The sequence below is a fragment of the Amycolatopsis sp. NPDC051372 genome (assembly GCF_040682095.1).
Taxonomy (GTDB): Bacteria; Actinomycetota; Actinomycetes; order Mycobacteriales; family Pseudonocardiaceae; genus Amycolatopsis.
Genome location: NZ_JBFBAF010000070.1, coordinates 1 through 14197, shown reverse-complemented (window position 1 = coordinate 14197; position 14197 = coordinate 1). Strand labels below are relative to the sequence as shown.

14 protein-coding genes are annotated in these 14197 nt (G+C 72.1%); 8 read left to right on the top strand and 6 right to left on the bottom strand.

Annotation, left to right across the window (positions count from 1 at the left end; genetic code table 11):
* Window positions 1-223: 223 nt before the first annotated feature.
* Window positions 224-1462, top strand: coding sequence for a cysteine--1-D-myo-inosityl 2-amino-2-deoxy-alpha-D-glucopyranoside ligase (gene mshC / locus AB0M56_RS49685; protein WP_364190429.1), 1239 nt, complete (start codon window positions 224-226; stop codon window positions 1460-1462).
* Between the two features lie 417 nt (window positions 1463-1879).
* On the opposite strand, the gene AB0M56_RS49680 is transcribed toward mshC, so the two are convergent.
* Both AB0M56_RS49680 and AB0M56_RS49675 read right to left on the bottom strand, forming a co-directional pair.
* Complete coding sequence (locus AB0M56_RS49680) at window positions 1880-3505, bottom strand: ABC-F family ATP-binding cassette domain-containing protein (protein ID WP_364190427.1); 1626 nt, start codon at window positions 3503-3505, stop codon at window positions 1880-1882.
* Window positions 3506-3658: 153 nt separating this feature from the next.
* Window positions 3659-4144 carry a MarR family transcriptional regulator gene (locus AB0M56_RS49675; RefSeq protein ID WP_364190431.1) on the bottom strand — a complete coding sequence of 162 codons (486 nt, stop codon included), beginning with the start codon at window positions 4142-4144 and terminating at the stop codon, window positions 3659-3661.
* A gap of 169 nt (window positions 4145-4313) precedes the next feature.
* Between AB0M56_RS49675 and AB0M56_RS49670 the strand changes: the two genes are divergently transcribed.
* Genes AB0M56_RS49670 through AB0M56_RS49655 form a run of 4 tightly spaced genes read left to right on the top strand, consistent with a single transcriptional unit; the run spans window position 4314 to window position 7910 of the window.
* Window positions 4314-4901 (top strand): helix-turn-helix domain-containing protein, encoded by a 588-nt coding sequence (locus AB0M56_RS49670; RefSeq protein WP_364190424.1) that lies wholly within the window; start codon window positions 4314-4316, stop codon window positions 4899-4901.
* Window positions 4898-6172 carry an MFS transporter gene (locus AB0M56_RS49665; protein WP_364190421.1) on the top strand — a complete coding sequence of 425 codons (1275 nt, stop codon included), beginning with the start codon at window positions 4898-4900 and terminating at the stop codon, window positions 6170-6172. Before AB0M56_RS49670 ends, AB0M56_RS49665 begins: the two co-directional genes overlap by 4 nt.
* Entirely contained in the window at window positions 6136-6966 is an 831-nt protein-coding gene (locus AB0M56_RS49660; protein WP_364190418.1) for a metallophosphoesterase, read from the top strand. Before AB0M56_RS49665 ends, AB0M56_RS49660 begins: the two co-directional genes overlap by 37 nt.
* Window positions 6963-7910 carry a phosphotriesterase gene (locus AB0M56_RS49655; RefSeq protein ID WP_364190415.1) on the top strand — a complete coding sequence of 316 codons (948 nt, stop codon included), beginning with the start codon at window positions 6963-6965 and terminating at the stop codon, window positions 7908-7910. Before AB0M56_RS49660 ends, AB0M56_RS49655 begins: the two co-directional genes overlap by 4 nt.
* A 69-nt stretch (window positions 7911-7979) precedes the next feature.
* On the opposite strand, the gene AB0M56_RS49650 is transcribed toward AB0M56_RS49655, so the two are convergent.
* A complete protein-coding gene (locus AB0M56_RS49650; RefSeq protein ID WP_220240795.1) occupies window positions 7980-8894 on the bottom strand; it encodes a PAC2 family protein in 915 nt (304 codons plus the stop codon).
* A gap of 339 nt (window positions 8895-9233) precedes the next feature.
* Here AB0M56_RS49650 and AB0M56_RS49645 point away from each other — a divergent pair, with 339 nt between their 5' ends.
* From AB0M56_RS49645 to hisG, 3 genes are all read left to right on the top strand, one after another.
* The gene (locus tag AB0M56_RS49645) at window positions 9234-9920 is read left to right on the top strand and encodes an HAD family phosphatase (protein WP_364190412.1); all 687 of its coding nucleotides are present in this window, start codon (window positions 9234-9236) and stop codon (window positions 9918-9920) included.
* A 65-nt stretch (window positions 9921-9985) separates the two neighbouring features.
* Entirely contained in the window at window positions 9986-10249 is a 264-nt protein-coding gene (locus AB0M56_RS49640) for a phosphoribosyl-ATP diphosphatase (RefSeq protein WP_184778231.1), read from the top strand.
* A gap of 35 nt (window positions 10250-10284) precedes the next feature.
* Window positions 10285-11130 carry an ATP phosphoribosyltransferase gene (gene hisG, locus AB0M56_RS49635; RefSeq protein WP_220240794.1) on the top strand — a complete coding sequence of 282 codons (846 nt, stop codon included), beginning with the start codon at window positions 10285-10287 and terminating at the stop codon, window positions 11128-11130.
* 242 nt (window positions 11131-11372) lie between these two features.
* Here the strand turns inward: hisG and AB0M56_RS49630 are convergent, their stop codons facing one another.
* The 3 genes from AB0M56_RS49630 to AB0M56_RS49620 form a co-directional block, all read right to left on the bottom strand.
* Entirely contained in the window at window positions 11373-12308 is a 936-nt protein-coding gene (locus tag AB0M56_RS49630) for a ParA family protein (RefSeq protein ID WP_364190408.1), read from the bottom strand.
* Window positions 12309-12371: 63 nt separating this feature from the next.
* Window positions 12372-13163: a thioesterase family protein gene (locus tag AB0M56_RS49625; RefSeq protein WP_364190406.1), complete on the bottom strand. Its 792-nt coding sequence runs from the start codon at window positions 13161-13163 to the stop codon at window positions 12372-12374.
* The gene (locus AB0M56_RS49620) at window positions 13163-14056 is read right to left on the bottom strand and encodes a RecB family exonuclease (protein WP_364190403.1); all 894 of its coding nucleotides are present in this window, start codon (window positions 14054-14056) and stop codon (window positions 13163-13165) included. The genes AB0M56_RS49625 and AB0M56_RS49620 overlap by 1 nt, the downstream gene beginning before the upstream one ends.
* Window positions 14057-14197 lie beyond the last annotated feature (141 nt).

Genomic DNA, 14197 nt, shown 5'->3' with positions numbered 1-14197 from the left:
ACCCAGGTCGCCACGGCGCGGCACTTGTTCGGCGGGGCCGGCCGCGTGCCGGACCGCCCAGTCGAGACGCCGGCTTCCCGGCGATCTCGCACGCCTCGGCGAAGCCGAGGCAGACAACACCGCCGGCTTCTCGGCGATCTCGCCCGCCTCGGCGAAGCCGAGGCAGACAACACAGTTCCCACCGGATGGGAAAGAGGACGGCCGTCCCGTTTACAGTCGAGGTATGCAGACTTGGTCCTCCGTCGACGTGCCCCGGTTGCCGGGCACGCCCCGCCCGCTTCGGCTCCACGACACGTCGACCGGGCAGATCCGCCCGACGGCTCCGGGAGCCACCGCCCGGATGTACGTCTGCGGCATCACGCCCTACGACGCCACGCACCTCGGCCACGCGGCCACCTATCTGGCGTTCGACCTGGTCAACCGCATCTGGCGGGACAACGGGCACGAGGTCCACTACGTCCAGAACGTGACCGACATCGACGACCCGCTGCTGGAGCGCGCCGAACGTGACTCCGACGACTGGGTCGTGCTCGCCATGCGGGAGACGGCGCTGTTCCGCGAGGACATGGAGGCGCTGCGCGTGCTGCCGCCGCGGCAGTTCGTGAGCGTCGTGGAGGCGATCCCCGAGATCGTGGAGGTCGTCGCGAAGCTGCTGGCCAACGGCACGGCGTACCGCGTGGACGACGCCGAGCACCCCGATGTGTACTTCGACCACTCCGCGACCGGGCGGTTCGGCTACGAGTCGCGCTACGACGAGGCGACGATGGCGAAATTCTTCGCCGAGCGGGGCGGCGACCCGGACCGAGCCGGCAAGCGCCACCCGCTCGACGCGCTGCTGTGGCGCGCCGCACGTGAGGGCGAGCCGTCGTGGGATTCGGAGCTGGGCCCCGGCCGCCCGGGTTGGCACATCGAGTGCAGCGCGATCTCGGTCAACCGGCTGGGGTTCGGGTTCGACGTGCAGGGCGGTGGCTCGGACCTGCGGTTCCCCCACCACGAGTACAGCGCCGCGCACGCGGAAGCGGCCGCGGGGGACCACCCGTTCGCCCGCCACTACGCGCACGCCGGGATGATCGGCCTCGACGGCGAGAAGATGTCGAAGTCGCGCGGGAACCTGATCTTCGTCTCGCGGCTGCGCGCCGACGGCGTGGACCCTTCGGCGATCCGGCTCGCGCTGTTCGCCGGCCACTACCGCGAGGACCGGCCTTGGACCGACGCCCTGCTGACCGAGGCGCAGGAACGCCTGGCCCGCTGGCGCGAGGCCGTGGCGCTGCCCGCGGGTCCCGACGCGACGGAGACCCTCGCGCGGCTGCGCGACCACCTCTCGGATGACCTGGACACCCCGAAGGCACTGGAGGCCGTCGACGCCTGGGCGACCGCAGCTCTGCGCCGCGACGGCGCGGACACCACCGCGCCGGGTCTCATCCGCATCGCGGTCGACGCGTTGCTGGGAATCACTCTCTGACGACCCGCTGCGAAACACCGCCGGCCCAGGAAGTCCTGGGCCGGCGGTGTTTGTATAACGACCTATACGGCCGGGCATTGGTCGGTGTGCACGTTCGGGCGGCGCGAAGGCGGCACATCGGGCAGGGGTCCGGCGGCGGTCCGCGAGCTGCCCACTTCGGCCCAGAGGTCGCCTGGGGAAGTGGGTGGCGAACGGCCGCGGAGCGGGCTTGTCAAGCGAGGCGCGGTCCGCGGCGGTGGGGCAGGAGTCGCCCGCGACGGCCATGACCGGTCTTGGCCGGAGCGGGCAGCGAACGTCCTCGGAGGGGGTTGACGGGAGTCCGATCGTCGAGCAAGGCGCGTGGGCGACGCAGTGTCGGCGCCATGAGTCCCGCTTCGGCCCGGGACGCTCCTGGGCCGAAGCATTCTGTATAACGACCTATACGGCGGCGGGCTGGGCAGCGCCCAGCTCCAGGTGGTTGCCGTGCCAGCGGCGGCGCAGCCATCGATCATGAGAGGCGATGACGACGGCGCCCGGAGCGTGGTCCAGTGCTGCGAAGAGCTCCTCGGCGAGGGTGAGCGAGATGTGGTTGGTCGGCTCGTCGAGGAGCAGCACGTCCGGCGGGTCCGCGAGCAGGACCGCGAGCGCGAGCCGCCGGCGCTGGCCCACGGACAGCTCGCCGACGGGCCGGCCGAGGTCCCGCGAGGACAGTAAACCCAAGCGGGACAACGGCGGCGCGTCGTCCCCGAGCGCGGCGCGGTAGACCTTGTGGGCCACGCGCTCCGGATCGGGGAACACCACGTCCTGCTCCAGCAACCCCACGCGCAGTCCGGGTCCGAAGTGGACGGACCCGCGCGCGGGTGTCAGCCGGCCCGCCAGCACCGACAGGAGCGTGGACTTGCCCGCACCGTTGCCGCCGGTCACGAGCAGCCGTGCCGTGCCGGTCACGTCGAGCCGATCGAGGGTCAACCGGCCCGGCACGTCCAGGTCCCGCACCGAGATCGCCGGTCCTTCGCCGGACGCGGCGGCCGTGAGTCGCGCGCGGAATCGCAGTGGCGCAGGGGGTTTGCGCACCTGGTCGTGTTCGAGCTCGTCGAGCCGCAGCTGGGCGTTGCGGACGCGGCGGGACACCTGCTTCTGCACCCGCCCTCCCTTGAAGTTGTAGAGGTTCTTGTCGCCGTCGGGCTGTGCGCGGTTGTGCGCGACCCGCCGCGCCGTGACCGCGACGGACTCCCGCAGCTCCTTCAGCTCGTCCTGTTCCTCGGCGTAGCGCTGCTCCCAGCGCGCGCGTTCGGCCCGCTTCTGGTCGAGGTAGTCGCTGTAGGTGCCGCCGTAGCGCGTCGCCCCGCCCACGAGCCGGTCGGCCGGCGCCGGGTCGAGGTCGACGATGTCGGTGCACACCGCGTCGAGGAATACGCGGTCGTGCGAGGACAGCACGACGATGCCGGACAGCTCCGCGAGGTGGCGCTCCAGGAACTCCATCGCGGTGTCGTCGAGGTGGTTGGTCGGCTCGTCGAGCAGCAGCGTGGCGGGACGGCGGATCAGCAGTGCCGCCAGCCCGAGCCGGGACCGCTGCCCGCCCGATATCTCGCCGAGGAGCCGGTCGCGCCCGAGCGCGCCGAGGCCCAGCCCGTCGCACACCAGCTCGGCGCGGCGGTCGGCGTCCCACAGATCGTGGGCCTGTGCCCACTCCAGGAGCTTCCCGTACTCGTCGAGCGCGCGCGCGTCGTCGGGCCGGTCGGTCATCGCCGCGGTGAGCACGTCGAGCCGAGCGGCGGCCGAGCGGATGTCCGCCAGCGCGTGGTCGAGGACGTCGCCGAAAGTCGCCGATGCCGGGAACGGCAGCTCCTGCAACAGGAAGCCGACGTCGTCGCCGCGGGCGATCTCGCCCGAGCGCGGCTGTTCGAGGCCCGCGAGCAGGCGCAGCAGCGTGGACTTGCCGGTGCCGTTCTCGCCGACGAGCCCGAGGCGGCGCCCGGCGGACGCGGTGAGCGAGACCCCGTCGAGGACGGTCCTGGCGCCGTAGTCGAATACGACGTCGGTGGCTTTGAGGGACAAAGACATGAGGATCACCGGCCCTGGTGGGTGAAACGGGTTCCCCGACGGGACTCGTGGCTCGCGGGAGCGGTGCTCGACCGGGAGCTGCCTCGGTGCGGGAAAGGGCTGGGCTCAGTTGTCCATGATGGGACGAGGTTAACGCAACGCCAGTAGGGTTAGTCAACCCCGAATTTCGTGGGGGCTCCGCGCGGCCTCGTCGACCTGCTGCGTGGCCAGGTCCGCGGCCGTCTCGCCCTCGGTCAGAAATGACACCAGGGCGGTGAGCTGACGGCGGTCGAACCCGGCCAGGCGCTCGCCGAAACGCTGGGCGAGCGGGGCGTAGAGCTCGGTCAGCTCCGCCATGCGGTCGGGCAGCGCCCGCACGCGCAGCCGCCGGCGGTCCGCGGGGTCGGGCGCGCGCTCCACGAGCCGGGCGCGCTCCATCCGGTCGAGCATCCGCGTGAACGCGCCGGTGGTCATCCCGAGCAGCCGCGCCAGCTCCGTGGGGGAGTCGGTGGTGCCGCTGTGCACGAGCTGCAGGCAGTGCAGCTCGGCCGGTGTCACGCCGAGCCGAGCGGCAACCGCGGCGTGGAAGCGGACCGTGGCGCTCACGAACCGGGGGAGTGCCAGTGCGGCGGCGGTGGCGAGTTCTCGCTGGTGGGGCAACAGACCGTCCTCGGCGCGGGTGTGGCTGGCGGACACAACGACTGCACGGAGCAGTAACTGTCCGTGATGGTAGCGAAGCCCGTTGACAGCAGGTCGGGCGGCTGCAACTCTAAAAGGATAATTTCGAAAGAATCCCTTCAGGGTTTGGACTCGCAGAGCCGGAGGACCGATGGCCGAGCTGCCACCGCGCAAACGCGTCGACGACGCCGAGCTGCTGCGCGCGCTGGCGCACCCGCTGCGTTCGGCGCTGCTGCACCACCTGATGGCAGTCGGGGCCCGCACGGCCAGCGAATGCGCCGAAGCGGTCGGCTCCACCGCGTCCAACTGCAGCTGGCACCTGCGCCGGCTCGCGCAGCACGGCCTCGTGGAGCGCGCCGACGCCACCGACGGACGCGAGCGGCCGTGGCGCGCCCTGCAGGTCGGCCTCGACCTCGGCGACCCGGGGGACGACCCGGCGCTGAACCGGGCGCAGCTGGCCGTGGTCGGCACGCAGCTCGCGGAGGAACAGGACCTCACGCGGCGCTACCTGGACGCCCTCGAAACGCTCGACCCGGCCTGGCGCGCGGTGGGCGGCTTCAGCTCGTACACCCTGCAGGTCACGCCGGCGGAGCTCGACCGGCTGCTGCAGGCGGTCGACGCGTTGGTCCGCCCGTACGTCGGCGCCATCCGCGAAGACGCGCCGGAAGACGCGCTGCCGGTGCACGTCGGCCTGCGCGCGTTCCTGCGGCTCGGGCCGGACGGGGAGCCGGTGTCGTGAGACAGCTGCTGGGCGTGCCCGCGTTCGTGCGGCTCTGGCTGGCCGCGTTCTTCGGCGAGTCCGCAGAGTGGATGCTGCAGGTCGCACTGCCGGTGTTCCTCTTCGCGACCACCGGCTCGGCCGCGACGACGGCGCTGAGTGTGGTGCTCGGCCTGCTGCCGGCGGTGCTGCTGAGCCCGGTCGCCGGGGTCGTCGCGGACCGCTGGGACCGCCGGGCCGTGCTCGCCGTGGTGTGCGTCGGCCAGGCAGTGGTCGTGATGCCGTTGTTCGCCGGCGACGGCATCCCCGTCGGGCTCGTGTACCTGGTGATGGCCGCGCAGGCCGGGCTGGCGTCGGTGTTCGAACCGGCGCGCAATGCGCTGGTGCCGGAGCTGGTCGGCGTCGCGGAGGTGACCGGCGCCAACGGCCTGATGAGCGTGAACGGCAGCGTCGCCCGGCTCGCGGGTGGCTGGGCCGGTGGCGCGCTGCTCGGCTGGGGCGGGCTGGACCGCGTGGTGCTCGGGTACCTCGGCGCGCTCGCCGTCGCGGCGCTGCTGCTCGCGCGCCCGTTCGCGGGTCCGGCGGCGCCACGCGTCCGTCTGCCACGCCGGGAACCCGTCGTCGCCGCGTGGCTGGCCGGGCTGCGAGAGCTCACTCGGGACCCGCGGCTGCGGGCCACCGGGATCGCGACGGTGCTCGTTTCCGTGGCCCAGGGGATGTTCCTGGTGCTGTTCGTGGTCTTCGTGCTTGACGTGCTCGGCGGCAACGAGGCGGACGCGGGGCTGCTGCGCGGCGTGCAGGCGATCGGCGGGCTGGCGGCGGGCTTCGCCGTGGCGACGCTCGCCCGGCGCGTGGCGGGCGCTTCGCTGCTCGCGTGGGGCTCGCTGGCGACCGGGCTGGTGTCGGCGTTGATCTGGAACGCGGCAGCCCTCACGACGGCGCTGGGGATCTACGTGGGCCTGTTCGCGGTGGCCGGCGGACCCGCCGTGCTCACGGGCGCCGGCCTGCTGGCGCACGTCCAGAGCGTGGCGGCGCCCGAGCGGGCCGGCCGGGTGCTGAGCACGGTGTTCGCCGTGGTCGCGGCGGCCCAGGCCGCCGGGTCGCTGCTCGCCGGGGCGCTGGTGGCCGTCACCGGCCCGGCGGTGCTGTTCGACGTGCAGACCGGTGTCTACGTGGTGGCCGGGCTGGTGCTGCTGGGGTGGCGTAAGGGGCAGTTCTGGCGATCTGCCGGGCGGGAAATGGCTACGGTGGAGGAGTGCCGTCTCTCTTCGCCACCAGCGACCTCCACGTGACCCACGAGGGCAACGGGCCGATCCTCGACCGTGTCGTGCCGGATGCGCCGGAAGACTGGCTGCTGGTGGTCGGTGACGTCGCCGAACGCTCGTCCGTCATCCGCGACACGCTCGCCACCCTGCGCGAGCGGTTCGCCAAGGTCGTGTGGGTGCCGGGCAACCACGAGCTGTGGACCACGCCGAAGGACGAGTCGCAGCTGCGCGGCCAGGCCCGCTACGAGTTCCTCGTGGAGCAGTGCCGGGAGATCGACGTGCTGACGCCCGAGGACGAGTTCCCCGTGTGGGAGCACGGCGCCAGGCCGCTGACGATCGCGCCGCTGTTCGTGCTCTACGACTACAGCTGGCGTACCCCGGCCGCCGAGGGCAAGACGATCGAGGAGGCGCTCGCGCAGGCGCGCGAGGCCGGCGTGGTCTGCACGGACGAGTACTTCCTGCACCCCGACCCGTTCCCGAGCCGCCAGGCTTGGTGCGCCGAGCGCCTGAAGGTCAGCACCGACCGCCTCGACGCCATCCCGGCCGAGCACGGCTCCATCCTCGTGTCGCATTGGCCGCTGCACCGCCACCCGACCGCGCCACTGCACTACCCGGACTTCGCGCTGTGGTGCGGCACCACGCAGACCGAGGACTGGCACCTGCGCTACCGCGCCGAGCTCGCCGTGTACGGCCACCTGCACATCCCGCGCACGACGTCGGCCGACGGCGTGCGGTTCGAGGAGGTCTCGCTCGGCTACCCGCGCGAGTGGAGCCGTCGCGCCCGCGGGGCCGTGCCGCTACGGAAGCTGCTGACCGCGTGACCGGCGAGCCCCGGATCCGCACAGTCCTCGGCGACGTCGCCCCCTCGTCACTCGAGGTGTGCGACGCCCACGACCACCTGTTCTTCGCCTCCCGGCAGCTCGCCGGGCAGGAGCTCGACGACGTGGCGGCCGCCGAGGCCGAACTGCGGGCGTTCGCGGCTGCGGGCGGGCGCACGGTGGTCCAGTGGACGCCGTTCGGCCTGAACCGCCGCGCGGCCGACCTCGCCGCGCTTTCGCAGGCGACCGGCGTGCACGTCGTCGCCGCGACGGGGTTCCACCGCGCCGAGCACTACCGGGCCGAAGTCCTCGACCGCGTCGCCGACCGGCTGGCCGAGATCTTCGTGGCCGACCTCCTCGACGGCATCCCCGCCGGCGACGACCCGGACGCCGACCGCACCGGACCTCGCGCGGGCCTGATCAAGGTCGCGGGCGCGTTCCACGTCGTCGACCGGCACGCCCGCTGGACGATGGTCGCCGCCGCGCAGGCCCATCAGGAGACAGGCGCGCCGATCGCCGTGCACCTGGAGCTGGGCACCGCGGCCCGGGAGGTCGCCGACCTGCTGTGCGGCGAGCTGGCCGTGCCGCCGTCGCGCGTGATCCTGGGCCACCTCAACCGCAACCCCGACCTGCGCGTGCTGCGGGAGGTCGCCGACACCGGCGTCTTCCTGGGCTTCGACGGCCCGTCGCGCGCCAACCACGCCACCGACTGGCGTCTGGCCGACCTGCTGTTCGAGCTCGCGACCTCCGGTCACACCGGCCAGCTGCTCCTCGGCGGCGACACGACCACCGCCGCGGCCCGGCTGTCCTCGGGCGGCGGCCCCGGCATCCCGTACCTGCTCACGACGCTGCGGCCCCGGCTCGTCCGAGCCTTGGGCGACGACGTCGTGCAGGCGATGCTGGTCTCGAACCCGGCCCGTGCGTTCGCGGCCCGCTGGCGTCGCTGAGCCCGAGCCCGGAGACGGGAAAGGCCCCCGCCGCCAGTGCGGCAGGGGCCACTCCGGCTGGGTAGCGGCTCAGCGGAGGCCGAAGCCCCCGCCCTCCTGGCCCGGGCGGCGCCGGCGCAGGTAGCGCTCGAACTCGGCCGCGATCTTGTCGCCGGAGACCTCCTCCATGGTGAAGTCGGTTTCCGCGTCGCCACGCTCTTCTAGGCTGCGGACGTACTCGCTGATCTCCTCGTCCTCGTCGGCCATCTCGCTGACGGTCCGCTGCCACTCCTCGGACTGCTCGGGCAGCGCGCCCAGCGGGATCTCGACGTCGAGGACGTCCTCGAGCTTGTGCAGCAGCGCCAGGGTCGCCTTCGGGGACGGCGGGTGCGACACGTAGTGCGGCACGGCCGCCCAGATCGACACGGCGGGGATGCCGGCCTGCACGCAGTAGTCCTGCAGCACGCCCACTATCCCGGTCGGCCCCTGGTAGTTGTTCAGCTCGAGGCGGAACCGGCTGGCGGTGTCCTTGTCGTAGGCGGTCCCGGTGACCGGGACGGGCCGCGTGTGCGCGGTGTCGGCCAGCAGCGCGCCGAGCGCGACGACGGTGTCCACGTCGAGCTGCATGATGTGCTCCAGCAGCTCCGCGCAGAACGCGCGCCAGCGCATGTTCGGCTCGGGGCCTTGCACCAGCACCACGTCGCGGTCGAGCCCCTCGGGCCGGCAGATGGACAGGCGCGTGGTCGGCCACTCCACCTGCCGGGTCACGCCGTCGACCATGCTGATGGTCGGCCTGCTGACCTGGAAGTCGTAGTAGTCGTCCGGCTCCAGCTCCGCCAGCGGGGTGGCGTCCCAGTTGAGCTGCAGATGCTCGATCGCGCGGCTGGCCGCGTCACCAGCGTCGTTCCAGCCTTCGAAGGCCACCACCATCAGGGGGCGCTTCGATTCCGGGCGGGCGCGATCCGGGTCTCCGGGTCGCTGGGTCTCGTCGACTGGCTCACTCACCTTCCCAGCCTACGACCCTTCGCCCGTAACCTGTGCAGCATGTCCGACCGCGCGCCGTCACCACCACCGCCCGCGCGCGGCGGGCGGGTCCCGGTGTGCGAGACACTCCGGGGAGCCGCAGCTCAGTGCCGTGTGGGCGGTGCGCGGCGCCCGCGCCCAGTGGCGCGATGCGAATGGGATACTGGAGACGATCCGGCCCGCCGTCGTGCCCGGTCCCCCGGTGGACGGTCCGGGGCCGCCGCCGGTGTGACGCAAGCCCACTCTTTCGAGGCGGATTCGTGCGGGTGCGCCGCGGCCGTCCGTCCGGCCACCCGCCGACGCACCGACAAGGAGAAAACCGTGACTGCACCGTCCTCTTCGGACGGACTGGGCGCCGTCCTGTGGGACATGGACGGCACGCTCGTCGATTCCGAGAAGCTCTGGGACGTCGCGCTGTACGAGTGCGCGGAAGCGCTCGGCGGCAGGCTGTCGGAGGAGCAGCGGATGACGCTCGTGGGGTCCAACATGGACGCCACAGCCACCTATCTGCTGGAGGTGACCGCGCGGGAGGTCACGCCGGAGTCGGTCGCCGAGACCGGCGCGTGGATCCGCCGGCGCACGGCGGGCCTGTTCGACGACGCGCTGCCCTGGCGCCCGGGCGCGCGCGAGGCGCTGGCCGCGGTGAAGGCCGCCGGCATCCCGTCCGCGCTGGTCACGTCGACCGAGCGCGCGCTGACCGAGCTGGCGCTGCGGACGATCGGCCGCGAGTTCTTCGACGTCACGGTGTGCGGTGACGAGGTCGACGGGCTCAACAAGCCGCACCCGAGGCCGTACCTCAAGGCCGCCGAGCTGCTCGGCGTGCCGCCGGAGCGGTGCGTCGCGGTGGAGGACTCGCCGCCGGGCGCGGAGTCGGCCGAGAGCGCCGGCTGCTCGGTGCTCGTGATCCCGAACGACGTGGAGGTCCCGGCGGGGCCGGGGCGGGTGTTCCGCGAGTCGCTCGCGGGCGTCGACGTGACCGCGCTGGCCGCGTTGCTGCCGCGAGTGTGACCCTTGCGGCATCGGGGTCACCCGGGGCAGCGCCCGCCCGTGCGGGATGGAAGGATCTGCAGACCGTGAAGACCTTCGATGAGCTGTTCGCGGAGCTTGCCGAGCGCGCCCGCACCCGTCCCGACGGGTCCGGCACCGTCGTCGCCCTCGACGACGGGGTGCACGCACAGGGCAAGAAGGTGCTCGAGGAAGCCGGCGAGGTGTGGATCGCAGCCGAGCACGAGTCCGACGACCGCCTCGCGGAAGAGATCTCGCAACTGCTGTACCGGGTCCAGGTGCTCATGCTCGGCCGGGGGATCTCGACCGAGGACGTGTACCGCTACCTGTGACGCGTTCGCGCACCGGTGAAAGAGGAGAGAGCGAAATGCTGCGTGTTGCCGTGCCTAACAAGGGAGCCCTCGCCGCGGCGGCGGCCGAGATGCTTTCCGAGGCGGGCTACCGCAAGCGACATGACTCGAAGGACCTGACCGTGCTCGACCAGGTCAACGAGGTCGAGTTCTTCTTCCTGCGCCCCAAGGACATCGCGATCTACGTCGGCTCCGGCGAGCTGGACCTCGGCATCACCGGCCGCGACCTCGCGCTCGACTCGGGCGCGCCGGTCGAGGAGATGCTCGCGCTCGGCTTCGGCGGGTCCACGTTCCGCTACGCCGCCCCGGCGGGCCAGGACTGGAAGCCGGCCGACCTGCAGGGCAAGCGTCTCGCGACCTCGTACCCGCGGCTCGTGCGCGAGGACCTGGCACGCCACGGCGTGGAGGCCGAGGTCATCCGCCTCGACGGCGCCGTGGAGATCTCGATCCAGCTCGGCGTCGCCGACGCGATCGCCGACGTGGTCGAGTCCGGCCGCTCGCTGCGCCAGCACAACCTGGTGGCCTTCGGCGACCCGATCTGCGTGTCGGAGGCCGTGCTGCTGCAGCGCGCGGGCAGCGACTCGGCGAAGGCGAAGAGTCAGCTGGCAGCCCGGCTGCGGGGTGTTGTGTTCGCGCAGCAGTACATGATGCTCGACTACGACTGCCCGCGCACGCTGCTGGAGCAGGCCATCGCCATCACGCCGGGCCTGGAGTCGCCGACGGTGGCCCCGCTGGCCGACGAGGACTGGGTCGCCGTGCGCGCGATGGTGCCGCGCAAGAAGGTCAACCAGATCATGGACGAACTCGCCGAAGTGGGCGCCAAAGCCATCCTGGCCTCCGACATCCGCTCCTGCCGGTTGTAACTGCGTGACAGTGTTGCCTGCACCCGGCTCTACCGAGCGCAGGCAACACTTCGAATGTCCAGGTCTACTTCTCTTGGCCTTCTGGCCGACCGGTGCGAGATCGCGCCGGTGTCTCGAATGGACGGTGCGATCGGCCCCCGGCCGATCCGACCGTCCATTCGAGACACCGGCTTGAGGCGATCTCGCCGTCTCGGCGGAGCCGAGACAGAAAACACAGCGCGCGTCGAGGCGGAGCCGAGACGTCAGCGCGGTCGCGTGGGGCGTTTAGGCATGAGGTCGTAAAGCTTTTTGCGGGCGCCGTTGTCGTTGGCGTTGCGGGTCATCGCGACCTCGGAGATGAAGTCCTCGAAGACGAACTCGTCGTCGGCCGGGACCTCGGTGGGGCCGGGGTTCTGGGCCAGGTAGCCGTCGAGGGTTTCGGCGATCTCGCGGAACGACAGTGCCTGCAGGGTTTCCGGCGCGTACGTGGTGACGGGCACGCCGTTGGCCGCGGCCTCGTTCATCACGACGCCGAGCGGGACGTGCGAGAGCACCGGGACGCCGAAGTTGTACATCTCCTGCAGCGCCGCGGCCGCGTAGTGGGAGATCGGGCGGCGGTAGAGCCCGGGCACGATCCCGTACCACGCGATCGGCGTGCGGCCGGTGGTCTGTTCCACGTAGCGCACCTGGTCGCCGAGCAGCCGCAGGGCGCGGATGCTCGTTTTGTCCGGCTGCACCGGCACCAGGATCCCGTGTGACGCCGCGAGTGCGTTGTTGGTCAGCACGTCGAGCGCGGGCGGGCAGTCGATGACCACGTGGTCGTAGTTCGCGAACTGGATCACGCGCGCGAGCTGCCAGCCCGGCACCCGGAACGAGTCCAGCCGGCGGATCAGGTCGAACATGCCCGGCGACGTCGGGATCACGTCGAACGCGCCGCCGCGGCCGAGGTTGCTGCGCGGGTGCGGCACCGCGAGCTCCTCGATCGGGCCCTTCCAAAGCTTCGTGAGCGCCTTCGCGAGCGTGGGTGCGTCACCGGACACCTCGGCCAGGCCGAGCATCTCGGTGGTGGCGTGCCCCTGCGGGTCGAGGTCGATCAGCAGCACGCGCCGGCCGCGTTCGGCCAGCGCCGCGGCCGCGCCCACGCTGAGTGAGGTCTTGCCGACCCCGCCTTTCTGGTTGACCACCGAGGTGATCTGCATGCCGGAGCGCTCCCTTGTCGGTCGTTCCGCGAAGGTTATTGGATCAGGGGCGCGGGCGCGCGGTTATCCGCCCCCGGCCTGTCGCGGCCGGACGAGCAGAGCCTGCGCACCGGTGCCGACCGGACCGGAGCCGTCGTGCAGGGTACTCGTGGCGGTGCCGACGCCGTGCGGCCCGACCAGGGTCACGGCGTCGAGCCCCATCCACTCGCCCTCCGGCGCCCGGCGCAGGTGGACCGTGAGCTCCGAGTTGATGAACCACCAGTCGTCGGTGGGCAAGAAGTGGGACACGCCGTTGGCCGAGTCCGCGACCGCGAACAGCCGCTGCAACCCGGTGGGCTCCTCGCCGTCGACGAGCGGGATCCGCTGCCGGCCCCACACCGCGGCCGGGCCCGGTGCCGAGATACTGCCGCGCACGGCCCGCCACTCGACGGCGTTGAGGTAACCACCGCGCCAGTCGGCGGGGAACGTCGACTCCGTGCCCGCCTCGGCCGAGGGCAGCAGGGGACCGGCGTCGGTCGCGACGCTCGTGGTGTCGGTGGTCGCGATCCGCCACGCGCTCGCCCGGGCGATCAGCCTGCCGGCCGCGGACAGCTCCGACTGCAGCAACTCCACCGACCGGCCCGGCCGCTCGATCCACGACCGCTGGTCCAGCTCCGCGACGGGCGCAGGCCCGAGGATCTCGATGGTCACGCGCGCGATCAGCGCCGGATGCGGCGCTTCGAGCCGTTCCAGCCCCCGCGCGAGCAGCGCCGACGGTGGCCCGAAGTGCTGCGCGCCGGGTGCCCACGGGCCGCTGGTGTGCTCGGTCGCGGCGTACCGCTCGTCGCCGAGCGGGACGTAGAACGCGTCGGCCATCAGTCGGCCCGGTCCAGTGCGGTCTCTTCGCCCGCGTCGGGTTCCGGCCAGCCGGGGTATTCCGGCGGAGTGCCGCCGAACTCCGGGCAGTGCGCCTGGTGGTCGCACCACGAGCACAACTTGCCGGGGTTGGGCCGGAAGTCGCCGGTCTTGCCCGCCTTGAGGATCGCCTGCCAGATGGCTTCCAGCGTCCGCTCGAAACGGACCAGCTCCGCTTCGTCAGGCGTGTAGGCGAGCGACTGGCCGTCGGTGAGGTACATCAGCTTCAGCTGCCGCGGCACGACGCCGCGCAGCCGCCACAGCACCACGGCGTAGAACTTCATCTGGAACATCGCCTTGGCCTCGCCGATCTCACGCGGCGCGGCCCCGGTCTTGTAGTCCACCACGCGGATCTCGCCGGTGGGCGCCACGTCCACGCGGTCGATGTACCCGCGCAGCAGCACCCCCGAGCCCAGCTCGATCTCCACGTGCAGCTCACACGCCTCCGGCTCCAGCCGGCGCGGGTCCTCCAGCTCGAAGTACGCGTCGAGCAGCTTCTCCGCCGACGCCAGCCACTTGTCGGATTCGCCCGCCTCGTCGTCCGTGAACAGCTCGGTCCACTCCGGACTCGCGGCCGACAGCTCCGCCCACGTGGGCGCCAGCAGATCCTTCGCCCGCGGCGCCACACGCTCACCCGCGGGCAGACCGAACAGCCGTTCCAGCACGGCATGCACGAGCGTCCCGCGCACCTGAGCCTTCGTGGGCACCTCGGGCAGCCGGTCGACGGCCCGGAATCGGTAGAGGAGCGGACACTGTTTGAAATCGCTGGCACGCGACGGCGACAGCGCCGGCCGCCTGCGGACGGGCGCGTCACCGGTTCCCGGTGGGGTGGTGACCGTAGCGGTGTCGGGCATGGCCAGAGCGTAACGCTGGGCACCGACAGGATTGTTGGCCCCGGCTCCGCCGGGGCGTGCGAGGTCGCCTTTGAATCGGTGTTTCGACGGGAACGGTCGTGTGTGCGTGGGCGTGGCCCGCTCAGCATCTGCAGTGCTTCA

What these genes read in the sequence shown, in the direction of transcription:
- AB0M56_RS49630 (WP_364190408.1), bottom strand. Translation starts at nt 12,308, where the DNA reads ATGCAGATCACCTCGGTGGTCAACCAGAAAGGCGGGGTCGGCAAGACC.
- mshC (WP_364190429.1), top strand. Translation starts at nt 224, where the DNA reads ATGCAGACTTGGTCCTCCGTCGACGTGCCCCGGTTGCCGGGCACGCCC.
- AB0M56_RS49625 (WP_364190406.1), bottom strand. Translation starts at nt 13,163, where the DNA reads ATGGCCGACGCGTTCTACGTCCCGCTCGGCGACGAGCGGTACGCCGCG.
- AB0M56_RS49620 (WP_364190403.1), bottom strand. Translation starts at nt 14,056, where the DNA reads ATGCCCGACACCGCTACGGTCACCACCCCACCGGGAACCGGTGACGCG.
- AB0M56_RS49680 (WP_364190427.1), bottom strand. Translation starts at nt 3,505, where the DNA reads ATGTCTTTGTCCCTCAAAGCCACCGACGTCGTATTCGACTACGGCGCC.
- hisG (WP_220240794.1), top strand. Translation starts at nt 10,285, where the DNA reads ATGCTGCGTGTTGCCGTGCCTAACAAGGGAGCCCTCGCCGCGGCGGCG.
- AB0M56_RS49670 (WP_364190424.1), top strand. Translation starts at nt 4,314, where the DNA reads ATGGCCGAGCTGCCACCGCGCAAACGCGTCGACGACGCCGAGCTGCTG.